Source organism: Neisseria subflava, from assembly GCF_003044935.1.
Classification (GTDB): Bacteria; Pseudomonadota; Gammaproteobacteria; order Burkholderiales; family Neisseriaceae; genus Neisseria; species Neisseria subflava_E.
This window is the reverse complement of record NZ_POXP01000001.1, coordinates 576,181-588,850: the sequence shown is the minus strand read 5'-3', so window position 1 is coordinate 588,850 and position 12,670 is coordinate 576,181. Positions and strand designations below refer to the sequence as shown.

The window sequence follows — 12,670 nt, the reverse complement described above, 5'->3', positions numbered from 1 at the left end:
ATGATTATACGGAATGATGCTTCTGCTTGCAGAACACGCTAATGGAATGCCGATAATGGGAATCCAAAAAAACACTTCGCCACCGTCATTCCCGCCTACGCGGGAATGACGATGGTCGGTTTGGTCTTTATATGCAAAAGGACGCAAAAAGGTCGTCTGAAAACAGGTATAGAGTGGTTCGCTAAATCGTTTTCAGACGACCTTAAATCAACAGACTGTTCAACCCATCTATTCTTCTTTTTGGAAGACATGGTTGCGGTGATACTCGAAATATTTTTCGCTTTCCGGTCGAATTTTTAATTTCATATCGGGAGAAATTCCCAACCGCTTTTGATTTTCCGAATCGATTGTCGGGCTGATTTTTATCGTACCGTCGGTATCAAACGTAATCAGTCCATTATCGAATAATCTGTCGATATTGGGTGCGAGCATCAGACCATTGAAGCGACATAAACGCTCGTTATCATCGCACACGCTCCAAGGTTTAATATGGCTGGCAATGAGTAAAGGCTCGATATCTAGACCGGTCAGCGGGCAGCTTGGATACAGTTTGAGTAGTTTTTGTCGGAAACTGCCTTGCCCTTGACGGGCTTTTATCAAAGTCTCAATTTCGGTTCGTTTTGCTGAATTGGTCTCAGATACTAAACATTCTTTGAGTTCGTCTATATCAGATTTTAAGGACAGGGCAGAAGCCGCCTGAAGATTTTTTATTTCTGCGTACCATGCCACTAATAATCCTCTTTTCTTACAGGTTCTGCATGGAGTTAGTTCTTTGTTGTATGTGTTCAAGCTCCATCGTTCAAGTTCTTCGATTGAGTTTGAGCAAACTTTGAAATATTTTTTAGTTGTGCGCCCCGGCCTTTTATTTAGTTGGCCACAATTAGCAAAATGTATTTTGGGATAATCTTTATAAATCTTAGAAGGGTCTTTAGTTTGATCTATATTTAATACAAATCCATTTGAGTTTTCTTCAATCCATTTAATATATTCATCATCATTCGGCTTGTTTTTAAAAATTACTTTGTCAGACATAAGCTTCTCCAAATCTTTCTATAAATTCAATTAAGTTTTTTTGTATATAGGTTCGGGATAAAAAATCTAGGCCGTCTGAAACAGGTTGGAGCGAAGTCCGATGTGCCTATTTCAGACGACCTTTTCTTTAAAGCCGAATCAAATCAGCCTGGTTAACCCAAAGCTTTTCTTGCGCCGGCAAAGAGGCGGTACCAGCCGGACAATTCCGTCCAGTCTTCCGGTTTCCAGCTCATTTGTGCGGCGCGGTACACGCGTTCCGGATGCGGCATCATGATGGTAACGCGGCCGTCGGCGTTGGTCACACCGGCAATACCTTGAGGCGAGCCGTTAGGGTTGAGCGGATAAGTTTGGGTCACTTGGTTTTGACCGTCTACATATTGTAGCGCAATGCCCAAATCGGCAGAAATGTTGCCGCCGTGAAGTGCGAAGTCGGCGCGGCCTTCGCCGTGGCTGACCACGACAGGCAGGCTGGAGCCTTGCATTTCGTTCAGAATCAGCGACGCGGATTTCGGAACATGAACCATACTCAGGCGCGCTTCAAACTGTTCGCTCAAGTTGCGTTTGAACTTCGGCCATGTTTCTGCGCCCGGGATAATTTCGGCAAGGTTGCTGACCATTTGACAGCCGTTGCACACGCCCAATGTCAGCGTGTTCGGATCGGCAAAGAAGGCGGCAAATTGATCGCGCAGAGCAGGGTGGAACAGAATCGATTTCGCCCAGCCTTCGCCTGCACCGAGTACATCGCCGTAGCTGAAGCCGCCGCACGCCGCCAGCATTTTGAAGTCGGCAAGGTGGACGCGGCCTGCCATCAGGTCGGACATATGCACGTCGTAAGCATCGAAACCGGCGCGGGTGAAGGCGGCGGCCATTTCAATTTGCCCGTTTACGCCCTGTTCGCGCAGGATGGCGATTTTGGGTTTCGCGCCGCTGTTGATGAATGGCGCGGCGATATCTTCGTTTACATCAAACTTCACGTCGGCAAACAATGCGCTGCGTTCGTTGTCGTCAATCAGGGCAAACTCGCTGTCGGCGCAGGCAGGGTTGTCGCGCAGGCGTTGGATGGCGTGGCTGGTTTCCTGCCATGCGCGTTGTAGGTCGGCGCGGTTTTGTTCCAATACGATGCCTGCTTGGTTACGGATAACGATTTTCTCGTCAGTACCGATGGTCGCAACGGTATGCAGTGCCAAATCAGCTTCTTTAAACAAGGCTTCTACGGCCGCTACATCTTGTTTGGCAATTTGAATCACTGCGCCCAGCTCTTCATTGAATAATGCGCAAATGCTGGCTTCGTTGGCATCGGCTTGGTTGGTAACCAGCGAGGTCAAATCCACATTGACGCCGATGCGGCCTGCAAACGCCATTTCTACCAAAGCGGCAAACAAGCCGCCGTCGCTGCGGTCATGGTACGCCAAGAGTTTGTCTTCGGCGACAAGCTGTTGAATCACGTTGTAAAACGCTTTCAGACGGCCTGTATCGTCTAAATCAGGCGCGTCGCCGGTCATATTGTTGTAAACCTGACCGAATGCAGAGCCGCCCATGCGCGCTTTGCCGTTGCCCAAGTCAACCAGCAGCAATACGCTGTCTTCGACGTTTTTTAATTCAGGCGTAACAGTCTTGCGTACGTCTTCCACCGGCGCAAACGCCGAAATAATCAGGCTTAAAGGCGAAACCACGGATTTTTGTGCGCCGTTATCCTGCCATACGGTTTTCATCGACAGGCTGTCTTTACCCACCGGAATGCTCAAATCCAATGCCTGACAGGCTTTGGAAACGGCTTCGACGGTGCGGTAGAGTTTTTCGTCTTCGCCTTCGTTACCGCACGCAGCCATCCAGTTGGCGGAGAGTTTGATGTTGCCGATGTCGCCGATATTGACCGCAGCGATGTTGGTGATGGCTTCGCCGACGCACATTCTGCCCGAAGCAGGCGCGTCAAACAGGGCGACGGTTGGTTTTTCGCCCATAGACATCGCTTCGCCGCGATAGGTATTGAAGCCCATCATGGTTACGGCGCAGTCGGCTACGGGGGTTTGGTATTTGCCGACCATTTGGTCGCGGTGGGTCATGCCGCCGACGCTGCGGTCGCCGATGGTAATCAGGAAGTTTTTGGCGGCTACGGTAGGCAGGCGCAAAACGCGGTAGGCGGCTTCGGTAATGTCAATATCGCCGGCGTTAAACGGTTTTTCAGACGGCGTAACTGTTTTGTCGGTACGCGTGGTTTTGGGCGGTTTGCCGAGCAAAACGTTCAACGGCAAATCGACAGGATTGTTGGAGAACAAGTCGTCGCGCACTTTCAAATGGCCGTCGTCGGTCGCCGTGCCGATTACGGCAAACGGGCAGCGTTCGCGTTCGCAGATGGCGCGGAAGGTCTCCAAATCTTTTTCCAAAATCGATAACACATAACGTTCTTGCGATTCGTTACACCAAATCTGCAACGGATTGAGGCCATGTTCTTCCAGCGGTACTTCACGCAGCTTGAATACCGCGCCGCGTCCGGCATCGTTGACGAGCTCGGGGAAGGCGTTGGACAAGCCGCCTGCGCCGACGTCGTGAATGGAGATAATCGGGTTCTTATCGCCGAGCTGCCAGCAGCGGTCGATCACTTCTTGCGCGCGACGTTCGATTTCGGGATTGCCGCGTTGGACGGAGTTGAAGTCCAAAGACGCATCGTTCGTGCCGGTATTCATGGAAGAAGCCGCGCCACCGCCTAAACCGATAAGCATACCCGGGCCGCCCAGTTGGATCAGCAATGCGCCTTCGGGGATTTCGTCTTTGTGTGTTTGCTGCGCCTGAATGCTGCCCAAGCCGCCGGCAATCATAATCGGTTTGTGATAGCCGCGAACCTGACCGTCGAACTTCTCTTCAAAAGTGCGGAAGTAGCCCAAGAGGTTCGGGCGGCCGAATTCGTTGTTGAATGCCGCGCCGCCGATCGGGCCTTCAATCATGATGTCTAAAGGAGAAGCAATATGGCCGGGTTTGCCGTAGGCTTGTTCCCAAGGCTGCTCCAGGCCCGGAATATTCAGGTTGGAGACGGTAAAGCCGGTCAAGCCTGCTTTCGGACGTGAGCCTTTGCCTGTTGCGCCTTCGTCGCGGATTTCGCCGCCCGCGCCCGTCGCCGCACCCGCAAACGGCGCGATGGCGGTCGGGTGGTTGTGTGTTTCCACCTTCATGATGATATGGGTGTCTTCTTCGTGGAAACGGTAGCCTTGGTTTTCCGCCGCATTCGGATAGAAACGCTCGACTTTTGCGCCTTCGATCACGGACGAATTGTCTTTATAGGCAACGACTGTGCCTTCGGGATGCGCATTGTGCGTATCGCGTATCATGCCGAAAAGGGATTTCGGCTGTTTTTCGCCGTTGAGGATGAAGTCGGCGTTGAAGATTTTGTGGCGGCAGTGTTCGCTGTTTGCCTGAGCGAACATCATCAATTCAACATCGGACGGATTGCGGTTTAAAACTTGGTAGTTTTCGACCAGATAATCGATTTCGTCGGCTGAAAGTGCCAAACCCATTTCGGTATTGGCTTTGACCAATGCCTCTTTACCGCCGCCCAATACATCTACGCTGGAGAAGGTTTCCGATTGGATGTGGTGGAACAGTTGCGCCGCTGCATCGATGTCGGTCAACACGCTTTCGGTCATGCGGTCGTGCAATAGGGCTGCCCATTGTTGTTTTTGCCCGTCGGTAAGCGCACCTTCCAACCATACGGCCATGCCGCGTTCAATACGCTCAATGCCTTCCAAACCGCAGTTTTCGGCGATATTGGTCGCCTTGGAAGCCCACGGCGAAATCGTACCCAAACGGGGCGTTACCAAAAATAAATGCAAGCCCTCGCGCGCTTTGGGCGTTTGTTCAACGCTTTGCGCTGCCAGTAAGGCTTGCAGTTTTTCGACTGTCGCGGCATCAAGTGCTTTTTCGCTACCGACAAAATACCAAAATTCGCTGCTTAATTTGACTTCGGGCAGGCCGAGTGCGGCTGCTTTTTGAAAGAGTTTTTCAACACGGAAATCGGAAAGGGCGGTTACACCGCGCAAGGGCAGAACAACAGACATGGATTCAGCTCACAAAATGCAGTTGGGGAATCCATTATTATACCTGAAAAATGCGATTTTGCTTGTGAATTTATACTTCAAGTGTTGACAATTTTTGCTTATAAATTGAAGGGAAATGGAGCAATCGTGTCGCTTGATTTTTTTATTTTGTACCTGATTATTCGATTATTTTTGTTTATTTTTGAAGAATCGGGAGGAATGGGAATAGATGGGCATAAAGGTATAAAGTAAAAAATTATTTTATTGTTGACTTTGACATTTTGCTGACAATAAGGCCGTCTGAAAGGTTGCTTTCAGATGGCCTTGCTTTATCCTTTTCTTTTGTTTCCCAGCATATCCAGCAAACCCGCCAGATTGCTTTTCCCTTCTTCCTTGCTCACAATCGGCTCGCCGCCTTTGCGGCCTAAAATCTTGATGTCTTCCTGCGGCATTTCGTCTATGAAGCGGCTCGGCTCGGGGAACTGCCATGTGCCTTGCTTTTTGCGTTTGAGGCAGTGGGTCAGTGTAAGCTGGCGTTTGGCGCGGGTAATGCCGACGTACATCAGGCGGCGTTCTTCTTCGACATTGTCTTCTTCTATGCTGTCATTATGCGGCAAGATACCTTCTTCGCAACCGACAAGGAAAACGTAGGGGTATTCCAAACCTTTGGAAGCGTGCAGGGTGGAAAGTTTGACGGCATCGACTTCTTCTTCACTTTTGCCTTCCAAAAGCGTCATCAGGGCGATGGTTTGGGCAAGCTCGATGATGTTTTTGCCGTCTTGCTCGCCTTTGCGTTCCAGCCAGCCAGTCAGGTCGGTAACGTTGCGCCATTTGATTTCGCCTGCTTTGCCTTCTTCGTTTGCCAACAGGTGGTTTTCGTAGTCGATTTCTCTCAGCAGGTTATGGATAAGCTCGCCTGCTTCGCTGATTTCGGCTTTGGCGCGGTAGTTTTCAATCATATCCATGAAGGCTTGCAGGTGTTGGCGGTTGGTATTGTTCAACAGGGCAAGCGCTTCTTCGGTCTGCGCGGCTTCATATAGGCTGCATTCGTGTTCGTGCGCGTAGGTGTTGAGTTTGCCCAGCGTGACGTCGCCGATACCGCGTTTGGGCGTGGTCACGGCGCGCAGGAAGGCGGGATCGTCGTTGGGATTGGCAAGCAGGCGCAAATAGGACAAAACGTCTTTGATTTCGGCTTTGTCGAAAAAACTCTGCCCGCCGGAGAGTTGATAAGGAACGCGCGCGCTGCGCAAGGCTTCTTCAAAAATTCGCGCTTGATGGTTGCCACGGTATAACACGGCGAAATCGGCGTATTGGGTTTTGTCGCCGCCGACCAGCTTCTGCTTGACGATTTGGCTGACAACCCAGTCGGCTTCGTGCTGCTCGCTTTGACAGGCAACGACCTTGACGATTTCGCCTTCGCCGAACTGCGACCAAAGTTTTTTGGTGAACAGCTTGGGGTTGTTTTCAATCACTTTGTTGGCGATTTTAAGAATCCGCGCGGTGGAGCGGTAGTTTTGCTCCAGCTTGATGACTTTCATCTGTGGATAGTCTTCCTGCATTTTACGCAGGTTTTCCATGTTTGCGCCGCGCCATGCGTAGATGGACTGGTCGTCATCGCCGACAGCGGTAAACATGCCTTCCGCGCCGGTCAGAAGCTTCATCAGGGTGAATTGGCAGGTGTTAGTGTCTTGGCATTCATCAACCAGCAGATAACGCAGCCGCCGCTGCCATTTATTGCGCACTTCGCTGTTTTGCTGCAACAGCACGGCAGGCAGGCGGATTAAGTCGTCGAAGTCTACTGCCTGATAGCTTTGCAGGGTTTCCTGATAACTTGCATAGACGCGCGCTGTTTGTTGTTCCCACACATTAGAGGCCGTCTGAACGACATCTTCAGGCGTTTTTAGATCGTTTTTCCACAGGGAAATTTGGTGTTGCGCTTTGAATATGGCTTCTTTGCCCGTACCGCCCAAGAGCTCGCTGATGATTTTGGCGCTGTCGGTAGAGTCGAGGATGGAAAAGTTTTTTTTGTAACCGATTTGATTGGCTTCTTCGCGCAAAATCTTCATACCCAAAGAGTGGAAGGTGCAAATCGTCAGCCCGCGCGTTTGCGACTTGGGCAGCATTTTGGCGACGCGCTCCTGCATTTCCGTGGCGGCTTTATTGGTAAAGGTAATCGCGGCGACGGTATGCGGCAGATAGCCGACATTGACAATCAAATGCTTGATTTTTTGCGTAATCACGCCGGTTTTGCCGCTGCCTGCGCCGGCAAGGACGAGCAGGGGGCCGCCTAGATATTTGACTGCGGCTTGCTGTTGGGGGTTGAGTTTCATTGAAGGGGAAGACGGGTAATGTGGGGAGCAATTATACAACAAGGCCGTCTGAAATTTTCAGACGGCCTTGGGCGTTTTTTAGAGTAAACCTTATGTAAAATATTTCAATTTGCCTTTGAAGTCTTCTATTTTTTCATAGCCTTTTTGCGCCATGATGGCTTTTAATTCAAGGGAAACCCGTTCAAAAATGTCTACGCCTTGCTGGTGTAGCGCCGTGCCGATCTGCACCATGCTTGCGCCGCACAAGATGTGTTCAAATGCATCACGGCCGCTGTAAACGCCGCCTGTTCCGATGACTTGGATAGACGGCTCCAGTCTTTGATAGAACGCGTGGACATTGGCGAGCGCAGTTGGTTTGATGTATTGGCCGCCTATGCCGCCGAAGCCGTTTTTCGGGCGGATGACGACGGATTCGTCTTCGATATACATGCCGTTGCCGATGGAGTTGACGCAGTTGACGAATTTTAGGGGATAGCGGTTGAACACTTTCGCCGCTTGATCAAAATGGGCTATATCGAAATACGGCGGCAATTTGATGCCCAAGGGCTTGTCGAAGTAGGTAAACGTATTATCCAAAATCATCTCGGTTGTTTCAAAGTCATAGGCGATTTGCGGTTTGCCGGCGACGTTTGGGCAGGATAGGTTGAGTTCGGTAATGCCGTTAAACCCGCTATTTTGCACTTTTTCCAACAGGATATGTGTTTCGCCGGGCGATAGACCGACCAATGATAGGAAAAATGTCCGTTCCGGCTCAGATTCTTGAAGGGTAAGCAGGTAATCCAGATAGTAATCAATGCCTTGATTCGGCAAACCCATCGAATTGATGCTGCCGAGAGGCACGTCCCGATAACGCGGCTCGGGGTTGCCTTGACGCGGGGTAAGCGTTGCGGTCTTGGTAATGAAAGTGCCTGCCGAAGACTGTCTGACCGCTTCCAATTCCTCAACAGTCATACATGACACACCTGCCGCGTTCATCAGGCAGTTGTCAAAAGAAAAACCGGCAATTTGGGTTTTCAACGATACCATCTCCTGCTCCTTTTCTTCGTAAAATCAAATTGTTTGCCAAGCGTAACACGAAGAGGCAGTACGATTTTTAACAAACATCAAATGACAAAGCATGTAGGCGGATGTTGTTTTCAATATTGAAAAAAGGCCGTCTGAAAAACTCAAACAGTCTTTCAGACGGCCTTTACTATATGGCATCAATTAGGGAATAAAAGCTGTCGGCTGATTTGGATATTGGGTTTTAAAAATCAGGCCAACCATTCGGCCAAGGCTGCTTCAAAACGTTTCAAGCCTTCAGCCATGTCTTCATCGTTCAGCAGCAGGCTGGGGGCGAAGCGCACGACATTGGCGCCGGCAACCAGTACCATCAGGCCGTGTTTTAAAGCGGCGGCGGTAATTTCTGATGCCTTGCCTGCGTATTCGTCTGCCAATACGCAGCCGAGCAGCAAGCCCATGCCGCGGACTTCTTTAAATACGCCGGTCTTTTCGCCTATTTCACGCAAGGCCGTCTGAAGTTTTTGGCCTTGTTGTTTAACGTGTGCCAATGTTTCGGTCGCATTGATGATGTCAAACGCACGGCTGCCGACCGCACACGCCATCGGATTGCCGCCAAAGGTCGAGCCATGCGTTCCAGGGCCGAAGGTTGGGGCGATTTTATCGGTGGTCAGAATCGCGCCAATCGGGAAGCCGCCGCCCAAGGCTTTGGCGGAGCTGAGGATATCGGGTGTTACGCCGTAATGCTCGTAGGCAAACAGTTTGCCTGTATGCCCCATGCCGGTTTGCACTTCGTCCAAAATCAGCAAGGTGCCGTGTTTGTCGCATAAACGGCGTGCGGCTTGCAGATATTCTTGAGTGGCAGGCAGAATGCCGCTTTCGCCTTGAATCGGCTCGATAATCACGGCGCAGGTTTTGTCGCTGACGGCTGCTTCCAATGCGGCAACATCATTGAAGGGAACGTGGGTAATGCCGGCCGGCAGCGGCGCGTAGTCTTTGCTGTATTTGGGCTGGCCGCCGACGGATACGGTAAACAGGGTGCGGCCGTGGAAGCTGTTGAGGCAGGAGATGATTTCGGTTTTGTGTTCGCCAAAATGATCGCGGCCGTATTTGCGCGCCAGTTTCAGCGCGGCTTCATTGGCCTCTGCGCCGGAGTTGCAGAAAAATACTTTGTCGGCGAAGGTGTTTTCGACCAATTTTTTGGCCAATTCTTGCGCCGGTTGGGTAGTGTAGATATTAGAAATGTGCCAAAGTTTTTGCGACTGTTCGGTCAAGGCTGCGACCAAATCAGGATGGCAATGGCCCAGCGCGTTCACAGCAATACCGCCTGACAGGTCAATGTATTCTCGTCTTTCGGTATCCCAAACCCGGCTGCCGAGCGCGCGTTCTGGAATCATGGGGGCGAATGAGAAATTGGGCGTCAGGTAGTTTTGCATGTTATTTTCCTTTTGATATTGTCAACAATTTCTTCAATTATGCGCCTATTGATTGAGAGATTCAATATGGTAATCAGGCCGTCTGAAAACTGGCTTTCAGACGGCCTGATGCTTATTTATGCTTGATTTCCCAGCATTGATGAATTTTTTTGTTGCGGAAATCGTCGGGAACGGACTGCTTGGAAATGTCTTTGACCGCATATTGTTCCGCGACCGAATCGTCCAACACAAAGCTGCGTAGGTTGTTGGAGAAGTACAAAATACCGTCTGAAGCGAGCAGGTTCATTGCGCCGTCAATCAGCTTTTTATGGTCGCGCTGGATGTCGAGAATGTCGAGCATCTTTTTGCTGTTGGAGAAGCTGGGCGGATCCATGACGATAAGGTCGAACTGTTTGCCTTCGGCAGCGGCGTTTTGCAGGTATTGGAACACGTCGGCGCGGACGATTTTGTGTTGTTCGGTGTCGATGCCGTTGAGTTCGAAATTGCGTTTCGCCCAATCGAGATATGTGTTGGACAAATCGACAGTTTCACTGGATAACGCGCCGCCGGTTGCGGCATAGACGGTAAAGCTGCCTGTGTAGGAAAACAGGTTGAGGAAGCGTTTGCCCTCTGCGGTTTCGCCTACTTTTTTGCGCGTGTTGCGGTGGTCAAGGAAGAGGCCGGTGTCGAGGTATTTGTCGAGGTTGACCCAAAACTTGCGGCCGTTTTCAGTGATGACGAAATCGTCGCCGGTTTTGCCGGTTTTCTCGTATTGTTGTAAACCTTTTTGACGTTCTCGGCGTTTGAGGTGGATTTGTTCGGGTGCAAAACCGGTCACAAAACCGACGGCCTCCAATACATCCGCAAGCCATGTTTCGTATTCTTCGAGCTGCATCAGCCAGCCGGTATCGTATTCCTGAAGATGGATTTGGTCGCCGTAAACATCGACGGCAAAGGGAAATTGGGGAATATCGCGGTCATAAATGCGCCAGGCTTCGATATTATTGCGTTTGGCCCATTTCATAAGATGTTTGATGTTTTTGCCCAAGCGGTTGGCAAAGGGGGTAATGTCGGTCATGGTTTTCAGACGGCCTGAATAAGTATTGGGAAGGGGTTGGATTTTAACGCACTTGATGCCTTTTTGCTTGACTGTTATCCATAAAATCTATATTATCCGCCGTTCGCCTTTTGATACGAAGCCATCGTCATCCAACCTAAACCGCCGTTTCGGGCGCGTTTCTTTTATTGCTTGCATATTTGCAAAGCCTTTTCTGTGCAGGTTGTCGTCGATGTTAACCACAAGCAAGATGCTTGCGACAACCCTGTAACTTCACATTTCCCGTATCGTTACTTTCCTTTGCTTCAGGTCGTCTGAAATTGTTCAGGCGTGCGCGTTGTTGTCTCTTAGGATAGATATGTCTATTAAATTTGCCGATTTGAACCTTGATAAAAACATTTTGTCTGCCGTAAGCAGCGAGGGTTATGAAAGCCCGACCCCGATTCAGGCGCAAGCGATTCCGTTTGCTTTGGACGGCCGCGATATTATGGCTTCGGCACAAACCGGTTCAGGCAAAACCGCAGCCTTCCTGCTGCCGACTTTGCAAAAACTGACCAAGCGCAGCGAAAAACCGGGCAAAGGCCCACGCGCTTTGGTCTTGACCCCGACCCGCGAACTGGCGGCTCAGGTGGAAAAAAACGCGCTGGCGTATGCTAAAAATATGCGTTGGTTCCGTACTGTCAGCATTGTCGGCGGCGCATCTTTCGGCTACCAAACCCGCGCCCTGAGCAAACCGGTTGACCTGATTGTCGCCACTCCGGGCCGTCTGATGGACTTGATGCAAAGCGGCAAGGTTGATTTTGAACGTTTGGAAGTTCTGATTTTGGACGAAGCCGACCGTATGTTGGACATGGGTTTTATCGACGACATCGAAACCATCGTAGAAGCAACGCCGACTGACCGTCAGACTTTGTTGTTCTCTGCCACTTGGGACGGAGCAGTGGGCAAACTGGCGCGCAAACTAACCAAAGACCCTGAAGTCGTCGAAGTCGAGCGCGTGGACGACCAAGGCAAAATCGAAGAGCAGCTGCTGTACTGCGACGATATGCGCCATAAAAACCGCCTGCTCGACCATATCTTGCGCGATGCCAATATCGATCAATGCGTGATTTTCACGTCCACCAAAGCCATGACCGAAGTCATCGCGGATGAATTGTACGAAAAAGGTTTTGCCGCCAACTGCCTGCACGGCGATATGCCGCAAGGCTGGCGTAACCGCACGCTGATGGACTTGCGCAAAGGCCGCTGCAAAATTTTGGTTGCCACCGACGTTGCCGCACGCGGTATCGACGTACCAACCATTACCCACGTTATCAACTACGACTTGCCCAAACAGGCTGAAGATTACGTTCACCGCATCGGCCGTACCGGCCGTGCAGGCCGTACCGGTATTGCGATTACTTTTGCCGAAGTGAACGAATACGTCAAAGTACACAAAATTGAAAAATACATCGGCCGTAAATTGCCTGAGCTGACCATCGAAGGCATGGAGCCGACACGCAAACGCAAATCTACCGGCGGTAAACCGAAAGGCAAAGGCGGCTGGGGCGATCGTAAATCCGGCGGTTGGCGCGGCGATAAGAAACCGGCTAAAGAAGGTTTCGGCGGTAAAACTCGCGGCGAAAGCCATAAAAAAGACGGTTTCAAGAAAGATGGCTTTAAGAAAGATGGTTTCAAAAAAGCTGACGGTTTCAAAAAAGGCGGCGAAGGCTTTAAAGGCAAGCGCAAGTCTAACGACAGCTTTGGTGGCAAACACAAAAGAGGTTGATTGCTTCAATCTTAAGGCCGTCTGAAATAAGACGATAAAAC

General features: G+C 50.6%; 7 protein-coding genes. 1 reads left to right on the top strand and 6 read right to left on the bottom strand.

Annotation, left to right across the window (positions count from 1 at the left end; translation table 11 throughout):
- Positions 1-228: 228 nt before the first annotated feature.
- The 6 genes from DBY95_RS02830 to DBY95_RS02805 all read right to left on the bottom strand — a co-directional run bounded on the left by DBY95_RS02830 (position 229) and on the right by DBY95_RS02805 (position 10,882).
- Positions 229-1,032, bottom strand: coding sequence for an HNH endonuclease (locus tag DBY95_RS02830; RefSeq protein ID WP_070695622.1), 804 nt, complete (start codon positions 1,030-1,032; stop codon positions 229-231).
- Positions 1,033-1,184: 152 nt separating this feature from the next.
- The gene (gene purL / locus DBY95_RS02825; protein ID WP_107723314.1) at positions 1,185-5,081 is read right to left on the bottom strand and encodes a phosphoribosylformylglycinamidine synthase; all 3,897 of its coding nucleotides are present in this window, start codon (positions 5,079-5,081) and stop codon (positions 1,185-1,187) included.
- Positions 5,082-5,389: 308 nt separating this feature from the next.
- On the bottom strand, positions 5,390-7,390 hold the full coding sequence (gene rep / locus DBY95_RS02820) for a DNA helicase Rep (RefSeq protein WP_107723313.1): 2,001 nt from the start codon (positions 7,388-7,390) through the stop codon (positions 5,390-5,392).
- Positions 7,391-7,480: 90 nt separating this feature from the next.
- Positions 7,481-8,416, bottom strand: a complete 936-nt coding sequence (locus tag DBY95_RS02815) for a dihydroorotate oxidase (protein WP_107723312.1) — start codon at positions 8,414-8,416, stop codon at positions 7,481-7,483.
- A gap of 227 nt (positions 8,417-8,643) precedes the next feature.
- Positions 8,644-9,825, bottom strand: coding sequence for an aspartate aminotransferase family protein (locus DBY95_RS02810; RefSeq protein WP_107723311.1), 1,182 nt, complete (start codon positions 9,823-9,825; stop codon positions 8,644-8,646).
- Between the two features lie 112 nt (positions 9,826-9,937).
- Positions 9,938-10,882, bottom strand: a complete 945-nt coding sequence (locus tag DBY95_RS02805) for a class I SAM-dependent methyltransferase (RefSeq protein WP_107723310.1) — start codon at positions 10,880-10,882, stop codon at positions 9,938-9,940.
- A 337-nt stretch (positions 10,883-11,219) separates the two neighbouring features.
- On the opposite strand from DBY95_RS02805, the gene DBY95_RS02800 reads away from it, so the two are divergent.
- A complete protein-coding gene (locus DBY95_RS02800; protein WP_070608957.1) occupies positions 11,220-12,629 on the top strand; it encodes a DEAD/DEAH box helicase in 1,410 nt (469 codons plus the stop codon).
- The last annotated feature ends 41 nt before the right edge of the window (positions 12,630-12,670 follow it).

Bases quoted from the DNA above. Each gene is read 5' to 3' on its own strand.
- DBY95_RS02805 (WP_107723310.1), bottom strand. From the start codon at position 10,882: ATGACCGACATTACCCCCTTTGCCAACCGCTTGGGCAAAAACATCAAA.
- DBY95_RS02815 (WP_107723312.1), bottom strand. From the start codon at position 8,416: ATGGTATCGTTGAAAACCCAAATTGCCGGTTTTTCTTTTGACAACTGC.
- DBY95_RS02830 (WP_070695622.1), bottom strand. From the start codon at position 1,032: ATGTCTGACAAAGTAATTTTTAAAAACAAGCCGAATGATGATGAATAT.
- rep (WP_107723313.1), bottom strand. From the start codon at position 7,390: ATGAAACTCAACCCCCAACAGCAAGCCGCAGTCAAATATCTAGGCGGC.
- DBY95_RS02810 (WP_107723311.1), bottom strand. From the start codon at position 9,825: ATGCAAAACTACCTGACGCCCAATTTCTCATTCGCCCCCATGATTCCA.
- DBY95_RS02800 (WP_070608957.1), top strand. From the start codon at position 11,220: ATGTCTATTAAATTTGCCGATTTGAACCTTGATAAAAACATTTTGTCT.
- purL (WP_107723314.1), bottom strand. From the start codon at position 5,081: ATGTCTGTTGTTCTGCCCTTGCGCGGTGTAACCGCCCTTTCCGATTTC.